The 14,414-nt window shown below is 64.8% G+C and carries 14 protein-coding genes; 3 read left to right on the top strand and 11 right to left on the bottom strand.

The window, feature by feature from the left end:
• The first annotated feature begins 16 nt into the window (after window positions 1–16).
• Window positions 17–1,654, top strand: a complete 1,638-nt coding sequence (locus AC1L34_RS15720) for a (2,3-dihydroxybenzoyl)adenylate synthase (protein WP_424296970.1) — start codon at window positions 17–19, stop codon at window positions 1,652–1,654.
• On the opposite strand, the gene AC1L34_RS15715 is transcribed toward AC1L34_RS15720, so the two are convergent.
• From AC1L34_RS15715 to AC1L34_RS15700, 4 genes are all read right to left on the bottom strand, one after another.
• Window positions 1,629–2,219 (bottom strand): TetR/AcrR family transcriptional regulator, encoded by a 591-nt coding sequence (locus AC1L34_RS15715; RefSeq protein WP_424296971.1) that lies wholly within the window; start codon window positions 2,217–2,219, stop codon window positions 1,629–1,631. The two genes, AC1L34_RS15720 and AC1L34_RS15715, sit on opposite strands and share 26 nt — an antisense overlap.
• Window positions 2,220–2,324: 105 nt before the next feature.
• Window positions 2,325–3,695 carry a sensor histidine kinase gene (locus AC1L34_RS15710; RefSeq protein WP_424296972.1) on the bottom strand — a complete coding sequence of 457 codons (1,371 nt, stop codon included), beginning with the start codon at window positions 3,693–3,695 and terminating at the stop codon, window positions 2,325–2,327.
• A gap of 139 nt (window positions 3,696–3,834) precedes the next feature.
• A complete protein-coding gene (locus AC1L34_RS15705) occupies window positions 3,835–4,515 on the bottom strand; it encodes a response regulator transcription factor (protein ID WP_480034892.1) in 681 nt (226 codons plus the stop codon).
• Window positions 4,515–5,354, bottom strand: a complete 840-nt coding sequence (locus AC1L34_RS15700; protein ID WP_480034891.1) for a sulfurtransferase — start codon at window positions 5,352–5,354, stop codon at window positions 4,515–4,517. Before AC1L34_RS15700 ends, AC1L34_RS15705 begins: the two co-directional genes overlap by 1 nt.
• A gap of 149 nt (window positions 5,355–5,503) precedes the next feature.
• Here AC1L34_RS15700 and AC1L34_RS15695 point away from each other — a divergent pair, with 149 nt between their 5' ends.
• Window positions 5,504–6,082 (top strand): TetR/AcrR family transcriptional regulator, encoded by a 579-nt coding sequence (locus AC1L34_RS15695; RefSeq protein WP_480034890.1) that lies wholly within the window; start codon window positions 5,504–5,506, stop codon window positions 6,080–6,082.
• On the opposite strand, the gene AC1L34_RS15690 is transcribed toward AC1L34_RS15695, so the two are convergent.
• Both AC1L34_RS15690 and AC1L34_RS15685 read right to left on the bottom strand, forming a co-directional pair.
• A complete protein-coding gene (locus AC1L34_RS15690; protein WP_480034889.1) occupies window positions 6,067–6,936 on the bottom strand; it encodes an SDR family oxidoreductase in 870 nt (289 codons plus the stop codon). The genes AC1L34_RS15695 and AC1L34_RS15690 overlap by 16 nt on opposite strands.
• Before the next feature lie 37 nt (window positions 6,937–6,973).
• Complete coding sequence (locus AC1L34_RS15685) at window positions 6,974–8,155, bottom strand: amidohydrolase family protein (RefSeq protein WP_480034888.1); 1,182 nt, start codon at window positions 8,153–8,155, stop codon at window positions 6,974–6,976.
• Window positions 8,156–8,229: 74 nt separating this feature from the next.
• Between AC1L34_RS15685 and AC1L34_RS15680 the strand changes: the two genes are divergently transcribed.
• Window positions 8,230–9,384, top strand: coding sequence for an FAD-binding oxidoreductase (locus AC1L34_RS15680; RefSeq protein ID WP_424293414.1), 1,155 nt, complete (start codon window positions 8,230–8,232; stop codon window positions 9,382–9,384).
• A 162-nt stretch (window positions 9,385–9,546) separates the two neighbouring features.
• Here AC1L34_RS15680 and AC1L34_RS15675 read toward each other — a convergent pair whose 3' ends face one another.
• The 5 genes from AC1L34_RS15675 to dnaK form a co-directional block, all read right to left on the bottom strand.
• Window positions 9,547–9,945: a DoxX family protein gene (locus AC1L34_RS15675; RefSeq protein ID WP_424295066.1), complete on the bottom strand. Its 399-nt coding sequence runs from the start codon at window positions 9,943–9,945 to the stop codon at window positions 9,547–9,549.
• A 63-nt stretch (window positions 9,946–10,008) separates the two neighbouring features.
• The gene (locus tag AC1L34_RS15670) at window positions 10,009–10,428 is read right to left on the bottom strand and encodes a heat shock protein transcriptional repressor HspR (protein ID WP_424295064.1); all 420 of its coding nucleotides are present in this window, start codon (window positions 10,426–10,428) and stop codon (window positions 10,009–10,011) included.
• 6 nt (window positions 10,429–10,434) lie between these two features.
• Complete coding sequence (dnaJ, locus tag AC1L34_RS15665) at window positions 10,435–11,607, bottom strand: molecular chaperone DnaJ (RefSeq protein WP_424295062.1); 1,173 nt, start codon at window positions 11,605–11,607, stop codon at window positions 10,435–10,437.
• Window positions 11,608–11,715: 108 nt separating this feature from the next.
• A complete protein-coding gene (grpE, locus tag AC1L34_RS15660) occupies window positions 11,716–12,255 on the bottom strand; it encodes a nucleotide exchange factor GrpE (protein WP_424296320.1) in 540 nt (179 codons plus the stop codon).
• Entirely contained in the window at window positions 12,252–14,096 is a 1,845-nt protein-coding gene (gene dnaK, locus AC1L34_RS15655; protein ID WP_424296318.1) for a molecular chaperone DnaK, read from the bottom strand. The genes grpE and dnaK overlap by 4 nt, the downstream gene beginning before the upstream one ends.
• Between the last annotated feature and the right edge of the window lie 318 nt (window positions 14,097–14,414).

Below are 14,414 nucleotides of genomic sequence, written 5' to 3'. Positions count from 1 at the left end.
AGTCAAGGACTCGCGTATGACCTCCACCCCCAACACCCTCGCCACCGGCTTCGTCGCACACCGCACAGAACTCGCCGACTGCTACCGAGAAGCAAAGCTTTTCGCAGGCCAGCCACTCTGGCAGCCACTCGCCGACCAAACCGCCACCACGCCCGACGCCCCCGCCGTCACAGACGCCGCCACCGGCACCACACTCACCTACGCCGAACTACTCCACGCAGCCGACAGTCGTGCCGCCGGATTCATCGCGGCCGGACTCGCGACCGGCGATCGGATTGTGCTGCAGCTCAACAACTCTGCCGAGTTCGCCATCACCTTCTACGGCTTGCTGCGCGCCGGGCTGGTCCCGGTAATGACCTTGCCCGCCCACCGCATCAGCGAGATCTCGCACCTTGCCGTCGGGTCGGGAGCCCGCGGCTACGTGTGCGACGCCGTCGCCGACGGGTACGACTACCGAATCCTGGCCAGCGAACTCCGCAAGCAAGTACCCGCCATCCACCACGTTTTCGTCGCCGGGGAGGCTGGCGAATTTGCGACACTCCCCGAATCCGAACTTCCGTGGACGCCGCCGATCATCGACCCCGACTTGCCCGCCCTATTCCTCGTTTCCGGCGGCACCACCGGGCTACCGAAACTGATCCCGCGAACCCACAACGACTACGCGTTCAACGCGGCAAGCTCCGCAGACATCGCCCACCTCACCGCCGACGACGTCTACCTGGCGGCGCTGCCCGCCGCCCACAACTTTCCGCTGTGCTGCCCGGGACTACTCGGCACCGTCGCCGTCGGCGGACACACCGTCTTCACCGGCAACCCCAGTCCAGAGTCCGCGTTCGACGCAATCGAAAAGTATCGCGTCACCGTCACGGCACTGGTTCCGGCATTGGCCCAACTCTGGTGTGCGGCAACCGAATGGGAGCCCGCAAACATTTCGACCCTGCGACTGCTGCAAGTCGGCGGGTCCAAGTTGGCCGAACCCGACGCCGCCGCAATCGACGCCGCAATGGGCCCCGTGGTGCAGCAGGTATTCGGCATGGCCGAGGGGCTCATTTGCTACACCCGCATCGACGATCCGCGTGAACTCGTCCACGCCAGCCAAGGATCACCGATGAGCCCCCACGACGAGATTCGGGTCGTCGACACCGACGGACACGAAGTCCCCGCAGGCACCGAAGGTGAACTCCTGGTCCGCGGCCCCTACACGTTGCGCGGCTACTACCGGGCACCCGAACACAACGCCCGAGCCTTCACCCCCGACGGTTTCTACCGGTCCGGCGACCTCGTCCGCCAAACCCGGTCCGGACACCTCGCGGTGACCGGCCGGATCAAAGACACCATCGTGCGCGCCGGAGAAAACGTCGCCGCCGACGACGTCGAAGAACACCTCCTGGCACACCCGGCGATCGCACACACCGCGGTGGTCGGACTAGCTGACGATGCCCTCGGCGAGCTGATCTGCGCGGTCGTCGTGCCTGTGCGCGAAGCTGCGGCCCCGACGTTGCGGGAAGTTCGAGCCTTCCTCACCGCACGGGGCCTCGCCGCTTTCAAACTCCCCGACCAGATCCATGCGGCCACATCGCTGCCGGTGACGTCGGTTGGCAAGATCGACAAGGCCGTGCTGCGCGGGTCTATTCGCTCGCAGGTTGGGCCCTGACACTCAGCACCGGCTTGCTCGCATTGTCCTCGCCCCCGAGCTGCTCCCACATCGAGTCGACCAGTGGCTGCAGAAAGAGTTCGCCCACCTGTCGGACCATCAGCGCGACCGTCTGCTCGGCAACGCTGCTGCGGGTAGACGCGATGCCAGCTTCGCGAAGGCCCACGACCTCCGTGCGTGACAGTTCCGTAAGGCGAGCAAGCATGGTTCCACCGCCGGAGGCTGGCTCCAACAAAACCCGGCGCATGTAGTTCACCACCGAGGGATGGTCGGCCAGCATTTGTCGCACAGCTTCGTCACGGGCTGCGGCGATCTCGCCCGGGGTGCCCTCGGCTGCGGCCGAGGCAATGGCCGCCTTGTGATAGTCGATGATCAGCTGCTCCACGGCGCTGCGCAGGCCATCTTTGGTGGTGAAGTGATGCTGCACCAGGCTCACCGTTACCCCTGCCGCAGCTGCGACGGCCCGCATCGAAGCGCCATCCTCGCCCCGCTCGGCATACAAGTCGAGTGCGGCGTTCCGAATCTTGGCCTTGGCCGTGAGATCAGCGTTGCGCGGATCGTCCATGGTTCTCTCCAACCTCCCGGAAAGCACTCTATCGATCCCCGACGCCCGCAACGTCGTCAACGCGTCGGCTTCGGCGTCGGCCAACCTCACCGACAATCACGTCACTTACTCCCCCAACGGCAACGAAAATCCGATCCTCGCTCCGCCCGCCTCGGCGTCAGCGACGATCATGGTGCCGTCGTGGGCGCGAACAATCTCGGAAACAATCGCCAAGCCCAACCCGGCACCGCCGACGGTGCGGGTACGCGCGGAATCGAGGCGGACGAAGCGCTGCAAGATACGGTCTTTGTCGTCGTCGGAGACGCCGGGGCCGTCGTCGGACACCGTGATCTGGACATGCTCGTCGTCGGTGGCCATGTCGATGGAAATGTGGCTGGCCGCATGGCGCATCGCATTGTCGGTGAGGTTGCGGAGGGCGCGGCCGAGCTTCTCACCGTCGCCGTCCACCTGGATTGGCAGAATGGTGGCGCTGATCTGAAAGTCGCTGAGGGCGGTGAGTCGCCGAACTTCGGACTCCACCAGGTCGTCGAGGTCCACTGAGCCGAACCGCAACGCTACGCCGCTCTCGTCGGCGCGTGCCAGGAGCAGCATGTCGGCCACCATGTATTGCAGGCGACGCGCCTCCGGTGCCATCACGTCGCGGGCCGTCTCCCGGTCAATGCCTTCACCTTTCAGTTCGGCGAGATCGAACAGGCCGACGAGCGTCGTCAGCGGGCTATTGAGTTCGTGAGAGGCATCGCCGACAAACCGCAGTTCGCGGCTGCGGGCCTCCTCGAGGCGGTCGAGCATCTGGTTCATCGTGACAGCCAAAGTGCCGATCTCGTCTCGGGTCGCGGGCACGGGCACCCGCTGGTTGAGGTCGCCGACGGAAATCTCGTCGACCTGGCGTCGAATGGCTTCGACGGGTTCCAGCGCGCGGCCAACAAAGTAGTAGGTCAGAACCCCGATCAATACCACTATCAGCGGGAACGTCAGGCCGCATAGCAGCGCGATGACCGCGATCAGCCAGTGCAGCGGCTTCTCTGACGTCCCGACGACGACCGTCACCTTCCCGTGGTCGGGGGAGATGACGCCGACAAAGCTGGCCCGGAATTCGGGGGCGTCGGCGGCGGGGGTGACGTCGTCGTTGACGGTTTCCGAGCCGGGGGCAAGCGACGGTCCGAGAGGTTTTGTGCTCCCGTGAAAGGTGGAGATGAGGAGTGTGCCCGCGGGGTCGTAGATCTGGATGATGTCGACGTACTGGTTCAGGTTGAGCAGCGCTTTGTCGAGGCCGTCGACGCCATCGAGGGCAACTTCGGTCGCGATTTCGTTGGCACGCGTCGACGTCGCCTGATCCGCCGCGCCGTACAGCAGGTTCCGCGCGACGAGAACCATCACGCCCCCAGCGACCAGCAGCGCCACCAACACCAGTGCTGTAGCGATCAACGTCAGCCGCATCCGCACCGGCCCAATCAGGCGCTGCACCCTAGAAACCATAAGTCGACGGTAGTTGAGCGCGGGTCTCGCCCACCGCCCGAACGCGTTCTCGCATGATGCGTCGATTCCCGCACTATGTCTGACATAGTGCGGGAATCGACGCATCATGCGAGAACGGGAGGAGCGGAGCGACGGAGCGCTACTCGCCGCCGTCGGGGTCTAGGCGGTAGCCGACGCCGCGGACGGTTTGGATGGACTGGCAGCCGAAAGGGGTGTCGATTCGTTTGCGGAGGTAGCTGATGTACACCTCGACGACGTTTTCGTCGCCGGAATAGTTGACGTCCCACACCGAGTCGACGATCTGAGTCTTCGACATCGCCTGGCCCTTGTGTCGCATCAAAAATTCCAACAACGCGAACTCGCGGCGCGTCAAGGTCAGTACGGTGTCGCCGCGCTTAGCGATGTGCGCCGACGGGTCGAGAGACAGGGAACCGGCCGTCATGACCGTTGGACGCTCGGGCGCGCCACGTCGAACCAAGGCCCGCAGACGCGCCACCAGCACGACCGCCGAATACGGTTTCGTCAGGTAATCGTCGGCACCGAAATCGAAGGCGTCAGCTTGGTCGTATTCACCATCTTTCGCGGTCAACATCAGGACCGGCGTCCACACGTCAGCCTTGCGGAGGTCGCGCACCGCTTCGTAGCCGTTGCGGCCCGGCATCATGATGTCGAGGACAATCACATCGAACGGCTCGGTCAACGCCCGTTCCAGGCCGACGACGCCATCGGCGGCCGTGTCGACCACCCAGCCCTCTGCGACCAGCGTCCGTCGGACGGTCTCGGTAATGCCGGGATCGTCGTCGACCACCAGCACCCGCACTAGCCGACCTCCACCGGGCGGTCGACGTCGTTGGACCACTGCGAGTACGACCCCGGAAACAGCGTTGCCGGGATCCCGGCGGCGGCGAGGGCTGCGACGTCGTGAGCTGCGGTGACGCCCGACCCGCAGTAGACCACCACTTCGCGGGCGGTGGCACCCAATGACTCATAGTGTTCGCGCAGCTCGGCGACGGGGCGGAACATACCGTCGCCGGTCACATTGGCTCCCGTCGGTGCGTTCACGGCGCCGGGAATGCGGCCTGGCCGGGGGTCAACGGGTTCGGACTCGCCGGAGAACCGTTCCGGCGCACGCGCATCCAGCAGCAATGTTGCGGAGGTGTCGAGGCGTGCCACAGCATCAATGTCGATCGTCGGCATGTGCCCGGCAGTCAGGGTTACGTTCCCGACGCGCGGCGTGGCATTGCCGGTCGAGACGCGCATGCCCGCAGCCTTCCACGCTCCGAGGCCACCGTCGAGGATCCGGACGTCGGCCACGCCAGCCCACTTCAGCAGCCACCAGGCGCGGGCCGCAGCTTTGCCTTCCCAATCGTCGTAGACCACCACGGGCGCACCAAAGTAGACGCCCCACTTGCGGGCCGCGGCCTGCAAGTCTTCGATCGCGGGCAGCGGATGACGCCCCGCTTCCGGCGACGCAGGTGCGGCCAGTTCGGTGTCGAGGTCGACGTACACCGACCCGGGCAGATGCCCTTCGCGGTAGTGCACGAGCCCGTCCGGATCGCCAAGTTGCCACCGCACGTCGAGCAACACCGGCGGGTGCGACGACAGCATCGCCTCAACTAACTCATCGACGCTGGTAAACACCGTTGATTCCGAAGCCATCTGAGCCTTACCCCTTCATTTCATGAAGCCGAACGCACCGCAATCTTCCCACTCGCACGGCTCTCACCCATTCGCTCCCCCGCCACAACTGTCCACCGTACGAACGAACACCTCAGGTTTCACAAGGACGCACGTGGGACAATCAACACATGTCTGTGCCGCCTGCACCCTCACCGACCGTTGATCCGTTGCGCGCGAGATTCCTCGATGCGGGCTTGCGAGTCCTCGCCAACGACGGATTCGGCGGATTCAAACAGTCAACGGTCTGCGCCGAAACAGGGCTCACGACTGGCGGGTTCTATCACTCGTTCAAGAATTGGAAAGACTTCGAAACCGCGCTGATCGAACACTGGCAGACGGAAGCGACCGCCAACGTCGTCGCCCAATTGCGCACCATTGGCAGTCCGATCGAGCGGCTTCGCGCCCTCCACGATGCCACCCTGAACCTCAACCACGAGACCGAACGTGCCATCCGCACCTGGTCAGCGACGGACGCCATGATCGCGGAAGCTGTCGTCCACGTCGACGAAACCCGACGCGATGCCGTCACCGAGTTCGTGACGGACGTGATCGGCGACGCCCAAATGGCCTCACTGATCGCCGCGCAATCGTTGATGGTGCTGATCGGCTACCAATGCTCGGGTGTCTCCAACGAGGAACTTTCGTGGTCCATCGACCAGATTTTCAACTACACGGTGTCGCTGCCAACGGCTCAGGCGTCGGAGTAGTCCGCGACCTGCCCCTTGCCCTTGGCCTGACGCAGTCCATTCAGCATTTTCGGGACGCGCTTGAGAGGCATCGGTGACGGCCAGTCTTTAGTCCGCAGCAGCGCTTCGGTACCACCGTCGACGGTCACGACCGATCCCACCATGAAATCGGCGGCGGGCGACAGCATCACCATCACCCACTGAGCGAGCTGTTCCGGGGTGCCATGTTCACGGACCGGTACCGGGAGCGAACGCACCTGATTGCCAGAGGCCCCTTCGAGTTGCGCCTTGAGGAGCGGAGTCAAGACAGGTCCGGGGGCGATGATGTTGACGCGGACGCCCGCACCCGCGAATTCAGGCGATGCTGCCGCCCGCCGCACCCACCGACTCAAGGCCAGCTTCGACGCCGCATAGGCCGCCGGCCCCGACAGCGGTCCGCGGCGACGCAGGATCTTGGTGGCCCGCTCTGTATTGCCGTCGTCGAGGAGGCTAATCGCGCGGCGCGGCACAAACGGGGTCGACGTCGTCGAATTGGAGCCGAAAACAACGACCTTCGCGTTGCCTGCGGCCGCCAGCTTGGGTCGCAGCGCGGTGAGGAGCTCGGTGGTTCCGAGAACATTCACTTCGACGGTGGTGCGTTCGTTGCCGCGGCGTGGGCCAACGCCCGCCGCAAACACGGCCCCGTCGAGGACACCGTCGAGGGCGGCCAGAAGTTCTCGGATCGCCCGTGCACGACCATCCGCTGTCGATAGATCGGCCGTGACGTCGGCGTCCTTGAGGTCGACGCCGATGACGTCGTGCCCTTCTGCGCGGAGTTTGTCGGCCACTGCCAGTCCCATGCCTGATGCGGAACCGGTCACCACGTATTTACCCATCCTGCAATTCTAGAACACGTTCTAGAATTGGGTGGGTTTACCCCAATCGATAGACGCGTTGCGCGTTGCCAGCGAAGAGTTGCCGCAGCAAATAGTCACCACGACCACCGAGGACGTCAAGGATGGCACCGACCGTCATGTCGATCGACGAGTTGGGGCGGTCGACGGGCGAATCCGACCCGAAGATCACCCGGTCGGGCCCAAAGTGCTCGACGACGTGCACCAGCAGCGGCCCAATCATGTCGGCGAGCACCGCGCGTGAGCCGATACTGCCCGCGGTCCCTATTCCGTAGCCGAGGACCGACAGTCCCACTCCGGACACTTTCACCACCACGTTGGGGCGCAGCGCAATCATCGCCATCCGCTCCCGCCACAGGTTCAAGATTTCCGCCCGCGCCGACGCCGTCATCCCGGTTTCGACTCCGGCCGGACCAAAGACGCCGACGGGGACCCCAAGGTGCTCGATGGCGATGGTGGTCTCGGGGAATTCCCGCGCCAGCGCGTCGAGGTAGCCCAGTTGGTGCGAATACGAGAATGAAACAAAGGCAAGGTTGTGCCGCGCGATCTGCTCGAAGCCGCGCAGGAAATCTCTTGAGGCGACGGTGTCGGATTGGTGCCGCCAGTCGAAGATTGCGGGATCGGGATGGTGTGCCCACTTGAAGCGGATGCCTCGCAGATGCTCGGCGGTGGCGACAAGCCGGTCGAGGTGCGCACCGAAGCCTTCCACTCGGGGATCGGCGGCGGCGACGATGGCCCCGTTCGATGGTGCGGCGGCACCGTCGGGCAGCGACTCCAAGTAAGCCACTTCGGTCAGCGACGATTCCATCAGTTCGGCGGGACTCTTCGCCGGACGCCAATGCGATTCCACCGCAACAATATTCGTGATGCCCACGCCAGCGACCCTGGCGAGTGTGGCGGTATCTGCGGTGTACTGGGCGGGCTCGTAGGGCTTGGCCATGATGCTCGGATCGATGCGGTAGCGACGGTCTTCGACGGCCCCCACCTTCGCGGCCAACCGCAGCACCGGAGCGGGCGCAAAGCGCGCAGGGCCCTGAGCTAACCGCGCGAACCGCTGCAGCGCCCACGCCGATCGTGTCGGATGAAAGTAGTGGACGTGCGCGTCGACGATCCCCGGCAGGATTCCCTCCAACGTCACCACATGGCCAGCGTGCCATATTTTCGGTTCGACGCGCCGCACATTTCTGGCGACGTCGGCCACTCCGACTAGAGTGGGGTTGCCTGAATGACCGTTGCGTCCGCTGCCGTCGCCGACGCGGAAAGTGAGCGAATCGCGTGCCTGTGCCCGAGCAGCCGATCCTGGCCTACGCCCGAGCCTTGGTGACGAGCGATCCGGACCGCTTTGGGCGCAGCGTCTTTGCCCGCATGTTTGCCATGGAGCCGGCCGTGCGCGAATTGTTTCCCGCTGAGATGGCCGGGCTGCGAACGTCTTTCACCGATGTGCTGGTGCACGTGCTCGACGCGATTCCGGCTCCCGACGGGCACGACGAACTCATTGAGTTTCTGGCCCAGTTGGGCCGCGACCACCGCAAGTACGGGGTCACCAGCGAGCACTACTGGCTGATCTACGAGGCGCTGCTGTCGGAGTTCGCGTTTGCGTTTGGGCCGCGCTGGACCACCGCCGCCCAAGAAGCGGTCAGCCAGGCCATGATGCTGACGACGGGCGTGATGCGCGGGGCGGCCGAGAGCGCCCACGACCCCGCGCTCTGGCAGGCCAGCGTGGTCGAAAAGTTCAGGATTACCCGTGAACGCGCGGTCGTCCGGCTCATTGTTACCGGGCCGCGCCCCAATTTCGCGGCGGGCCAGTATTTGGAGACGCAGATCCCGCAGTGGCCGCGGACGTGGCGCAATTTGTCGCCATCGATCCCGCCTAACGAGCGCGGGGAGCTGGAGTTCCACGTGCGTGCCGTCCCGGGCGGCCGCGTGAGTCGGTCGATCGTGAACGACACCGAGGTCGGCGACGTGTGGACCTTTGCGCAGCGGCACGGTGCGATGCGGATTGATCCGACCCGACCGGCCCTCCTGGTGGCTGGCGGTACCGGATTGGCACCGCTGCGCGCCTTGCTGATCGACTTGTCGCGGTACGTGGACGCCAAACCAGTCCATCTGTTCTACGGTGCCCAATACCCCGGCGAGCTGTACGAACTCGGGGTGCTGAAACAGCTTTCGGCCACGAACCCGTGGCTGCGCGTCACGGCTGTCGTCGAGAGAACCGAAGACCCCTGGTGGCTTACCGGTGCCACCGACCCCCGACAGTGGGGCCTGGAAGTACGCACGGGCAAGGTGGGTGAAGTGGCTGCCGCTTACGCCGACTGGTCCGACCGCCAGGTGCTCCTGTCGGGCCCGGCCCCGATGGTGTTCCACACCTCGTTGCGACTCCGCGCTGCGGGCGTGGATCCGGACGCGATCATCCACGACCCGCTGAATTAGCACCGCGAAGAAACGCAAGCGTCCCCGTGAGAGGTCACCGCGGGCTATTTGTCCGCGGTGAGTGCTGTCGGGGACGCTTGCGACAATGCTCCGGAGCGGAGCGACCACCACAGACAAAACGGGCCCTTGCACTAGGCAAGGACCCGTTGTTGCTTAAAGGAGTCAGCGCTTCCCGGCACCTGCGGCGATGATCAGCAACCCGCCGAGGAGAGAGACATTCTTCAGGAACTGGACCTTCTGCATTTTGCGCTGCATGGGGTCGTCAATTTTCCAGAAGGGGTGGCCGGCTGCGGTGGTGGGGACCAGCGATGCGGCGATGAGACCGGCTCCGGCACGTGCACCCACACCCGAGGCAATCATGGCGCCGCCGACCGCCATCGCGGCACCGTTAGCGCGGACAATGGTCTCGTTGTCGAGGGGGATCGGCACCACGGCGCGCGCCTGATCAAGGAGCGGTGCCGCCTGGCCAACACGACCACCCGGCTCCGTCGCTGCGTCGTACCCCAGCATGATGTACGGGACGCCCGTCATGGCGCGGGTGGCGGCACGGAACAAACTCATAGAAACGATCCTTTCGGTATGTCTTGCGACCCTCAGCGTAATCACGTTTCCTGAGCGTTGCCGTCAGCGCGAACGCTTACTCCGCGGCTGCCACACCACCAGCGCGCTGGTCCTAGGGACCTGAACGAGTTCCCCGTGTCGGCGCGGGGCAGACTCGGCTTGGCGGGTCAGGTCGGCGACCCGTTGACGCAGTGCGTCCACTTCGTCGCTCAGCTCGATGATCCGTTTAATGCCCGCGAGGTTGACGCCTTCGTTTTGTGAGAGGCGTTGGATTTCGCGGAGCATCTCCACGTCCCGATTCGAGTACCGACGACCGCCGCCGCGCGTGCGCTGCGGGGTCACGAGGCCGAGACGGTCGTAGGTGCGGAGCGTCTGGGCGTGCATGCCGGCCAGTTCTGCCGCCACGGAAATCATGAATGTGGCGGCGTCACTGAACTCGTCACGCGCAGGCTTGTCGTTTCGTGGGTTGTTGTCGCCTGCCATGGGTCATCACCTTCCCCAACCGGCGCGGGGGTCAAAGCCGCTGGCCTTTTCGGCCTCCGCGTACTGTTTCATCGCTTCGACGGCAGCGTCGTCGAGCTTGGTCGGCACCGACACCTTCACGGTGACGAGCAGATCGCCCGAGCCACCCGACCGCTTCGGGACGCCGCGGCCCTTGAGCCGCAATGTCCGACCGTCCGAGGTGCCCGACGGGATCTTGACTCCGACGCTACCGTCGAGCGTCGGAACAGACACGGTGGCACCGAGGACAAGTTCGGAGATCGAGACCGGCAACTGCACTTTGAGGTCGTTGCCGTTGCGGGTGAAGACCTTGTCGGCGCTCACGTGCACGGTCACGTATAGATCGCCGGACGGCGCACCGCGCATCCCGGCTTCGCCTTGTCCGGCGAGTCGGATCCGTTGGCCGTCTTCCACACCTTGCGGGACGCGAACGTTGATGGTTCGCGGTCGCACGGTGATGCCGGAGCCTTGGCAGTCGGGGCACGGGTCGTCGATCTTGGTACCGGTGCCCTGGCAGTCGGGGCACGGTTCGGAGAAGCCGAAGTGTCCCTGGTTCCGCGTGACGAACGCCGACCCGTTGCAGGTGGGGCAGGTGCGCGGGCTGGTGCCCGGCTTGGCTCCACTGCCGTGGCACTTGGTACACGGCGACGGGCTGGTGACCCGCAGCGTGACCGTGGTGCCTTGGACGGCGTCGCGGAAGGCGAGCGTCGTTTCGGTTTCGAGGTCGTTGCCACGACGTTGGCGTGCTCCGCCAGTGCTGCCGCCCGCACGACCTCCGCGGTTCCCGAGAAGGTCACCGAAGATATCGCCGAAGCCGCCTCCGCCGCCGCTGCCGCCACCGCCGAAGAGGTCGCCGATGTCGAAGCCGCCAGCACCGCCGCCACTGAATCCGCCGCCGTTGCCGCCGCGGAAGCGACCGGACGACATCAGGGTGCGGGCTTCGTCGTATTCCTTGCGTTTGGTGTCGTCGGACAGCACGCTGTGCGCCTCGGAGACCTTTTTGAATCGTTCCTCGGCCGCTTTGTCGCCCGGATTGGCATCCGGGTGCAACTCTCGAGCGAGTTTCCGGTAGGCCTTCTTAATCTGGTCGGCAGTGGCGTCGGAAGAAACGCCGAGGTCTGCATAGAAGTCCCGTTCGAGCCATTCACGCTGTGGTGCCATCAGGCGTCACCTCCTAAAAGTCTGTGTGTGCAAAGTATGTGTGTGCAGCGGGTCGCGGGGGCGGCGCCGGGAGAACCCGTTGCGTCGCCCCCGCGCCCACATGCTGCGTTATTCGCTCGGTGCCGGATCAGTGACCGTCACCATTGCGTGGCGAATCACCTTGTCGCCCAGACGGTATCCCGTCCGGAAGACGTTGCCGATCACCTGTGCGTCGCCGCTGCTGTCGTCCTGGATTGCTTCGTGCAGTTCCGGGTCGAAGGCTTCGCCGGGCGCGGCGAAGGGGGCGAGCTTTTCGCTGGTCAGGATGTCGCCGAGTTTGTCGGCGAAGGCCCGCAGCGGTCCTTCTTCGAGGTCGCCGTGCTCGCGGGCACGGTCGAAGTCGTCGAGGATGGGCAGCAGTTTCTCGACGAGCAACTGCTTGCCGCGGTCGACGGACAGCAGGGCCTCTTCGGCACTGCGGCGACGGAAGTTGGCGAATTGTGCCCGCTCCCGCTGCAGTGCTTCGGTAAGTTCGGCAACCTGCGGGTCGGCCGGGGCCGCCTCGTCGCCGGTCGGCTGGGCCGCTGCTTCTTCGGCAGCGGCACCAGCCTGATCGGTGTCCGTATCGGTCACCGTGACCGGTTCGTCGGCGTTGTTACCGGCCGTCACTTGTTCTCGCCGTCGGCTGGGTCGTCCACAACCTCAGCGTCGACAACATCGTCGGCACCGGCGTCGCCTGCAGCGCCAGCGGCTTCACCTTCGGCCTGGGCGCTCGCGTAGATTGCCTGGCCCATGGCCTGCGACTCCTCCGAGAGCTTCTCGATGGCCGCACGGATCGCTGCCGTGTCGGTGCCCTTGAGCGCTTCGTTGGCTTCGCTGATGGCCGCGGTGACCTTGTCCTTGACGTCGGCGGGGACCTTGTCCTCGTTGTCCTTCAGGAACTTGTCGGTCTGGTGGACCAGCGACTCGGCCTGGTTGCGGGTCTCGGCCTCTTCACGACGGACACGGTCTTCCTCAGCGTGAGCTTCGGCGTCCTTGACCATGCGGTCGATCTCTTCCTTCGACAGACCCGATCCGTCCTGGATGCGGATGCTGTTTTCGGTGCCGGTGCCCTTGTCCTTGGCGGTGACGTGCACGATGCCGTTGGCGTCGATGTCGAAGGTCACCTCGATCTGCGGGACACCCTGCGGGGCCGGGGCGATGCCGCCGAGCTCGAACGAGCCGAGCAGCTTGTTGTGCGAGGCGATCTCGCGCTCACCCTGGTACACCTGGATCTGCACGGACGGCTGGCTATCTTCGGCCGTCGTGTAGGTCTCCGAGCGCTTGGTCGGGATGGTGGTGTTGCGCTCGATCAGCTTGTGCATGACGCCACCCTTGGTTTCGATACCGAGGGACAGCGGGGTCACGTCGAGCAGCAGCACGTCCTTGACCTCGCCGCGCAGCACGCCAGCCTGGAGTGCGGCACCAACGGCGACAACCTCATCAGGGTTGACGCCCTTGTTGGGCTCCTGGCCACCGGTGAGTTCCTTGACCAGTTCGGTCACGGAAGGCATACGGGTGGAGCCACCGACGAGCACCACATGGTCGATGTCGCCGACGGGGATTCCGGCGTCCTTGATGACGGCCTGGAACGGTGCGCGGGTGCGCTCGAGCAGGTCGTTGGTGATCTTCTGGAATTCGCTACGTGAGAGCTGCTCGTCCAGGAAGAGCGGGTTCTTGTCGGCGTCCACCGTGATGTACGGCAGGTTGATGGACGTGCTCTGCGAAGCGGAAAGCTCAATCTTGGCCTTCTCGGCAGCTTCGCGGAGACGCTGCATCGCCATCTTGTCCTTGGTCAGGTCGATACCGGCGCTGGCCTTGAACTTGTCGACGAGCCATTCGACGATGCGCTCGTCCCAGTCGTCGCCACCGAGGTTGTTGTCGCCCGACGTGGCGCGGACCTCGACGACGCCGTCGCCGATTTCCAGCAGCGAGACGTCGAACGTGCCGCCACCGAGGTCGAAGACCAGGATGGTCTGCTCTTTTTCGCCCTTGTCGAGGCCGTATGCGAGTGCGGCTGCGGTGGGCTCGTTGACGATGCGCAGGACTTCGAGGCCGGCGATCTGGCCGGCTTCCTTGGTGGCCTGACGCTGTGCGTCGTTGAAGTAGGCGGGGACGGTGATGACCGCTTCGGTGACGTCCTCACCCAGGTAGGCCTCGGCGTCGCGCTTGAGCTTCATGAGCGTGCGGGCGCTGATTTCCTGCGGGGTGTACTTCTTGCCGTCGATTTCGACGGACCAGTTCGGGTCGCCCATGTGGCGCTTCACCGAACGGATGGTGCGGTCGACGTTGGTGACGGCCTGGTTCTTGGCGGGCTGGCCGACCAATACTTCACCGTTGCGCGCAAAGGCGACGACAGACGGGGTGGTACGCGAACCTTCTGCGTTGGCGATGACGGCAGCTTCGCCGCCTTCGAGCACCGACACAACGGAGTTGGTGGTGCCGAGGTCGATTCCGACAGCACGTGACATGTGTGTTCCTCCTAGATCCGGCAGTTGGTTGAGCGCCGGTTAGTTCTTGGGGCCGCTTAGGCCTGTTTGGTCTCGCTGATCTTGAAACCTCAGCGCCTGCGACTCAGGTTTAATCGACTTTTCGGTCGCCGTCAACCTTGTTGAGTCTTAGTCACTCAAGTTTCTCGATCGGTTCAACTGCGGTAGGCCCGAGAACATTCCGGAAAATTGCGTTTATGCCGCTCAAAGCCATGTGAGCCTGCTCACGAAACCCTTTTACGGCGTGTTTTAGGCCAACGGCACGCGCTTGCGCACGGATTCGGCGCTAATCATGTGACC

The organism is Gordonia sp. 34D, assembly GCF_056682775.1.
Note: the sequence above shows the minus strand (reverse complement) of the source record. Positions and strands in the feature narration are given on the sequence as shown.

Excerpts from the sequence above, each read along its gene's own strand:
- AC1L34_RS15695 (WP_480034890.1), top strand. The coding sequence starts at position 5,504 with ATGTCTGTGCCGCCTGCACCCTCACCGACCGTTGATCCGTTGCGCGCG.
- AC1L34_RS15670 (WP_424295064.1), bottom strand. The coding sequence starts at position 10,428 with ATGGCAGGCGACAACAACCCACGAAACGACAAGCCTGCGCGTGACGAG.
- dnaK (WP_424296318.1), bottom strand. The coding sequence starts at position 14,096 with ATGTCACGTGCTGTCGGAATCGACCTCGGCACCACCAACTCCGTTGTG.
- dnaJ (WP_424295062.1), bottom strand. The coding sequence starts at position 11,607 with ATGGCACCACAGCGTGAATGGCTCGAACGGGACTTCTATGCAGACCTC.
- AC1L34_RS15720 (WP_424296970.1), top strand. The coding sequence starts at position 17 with ATGACCTCCACCCCCAACACCCTCGCCACCGGCTTCGTCGCACACCGC.
- AC1L34_RS15675 (WP_424295066.1), bottom strand. The coding sequence starts at position 9,945 with ATGAGTTTGTTCCGTGCCGCCACCCGCGCCATGACGGGCGTCCCGTAC.
- AC1L34_RS15690 (WP_480034889.1), bottom strand. The coding sequence starts at position 6,936 with ATGGGTAAATACGTGGTGACCGGTTCCGCATCAGGCATGGGACTGGCA.
- AC1L34_RS15715 (WP_424296971.1), bottom strand. The coding sequence starts at position 2,219 with ATGGACGATCCGCGCAACGCTGATCTCACGGCCAAGGCCAAGATTCGG.
- AC1L34_RS15710 (WP_424296972.1), bottom strand. The coding sequence starts at position 3,695 with ATGGTTTCTAGGGTGCAGCGCCTGATTGGGCCGGTGCGGATGCGGCTG.
- AC1L34_RS15700 (WP_480034891.1), bottom strand. The coding sequence starts at position 5,354 with ATGGCTTCGGAATCAACGGTGTTTACCAGCGTCGATGAGTTAGTTGAG.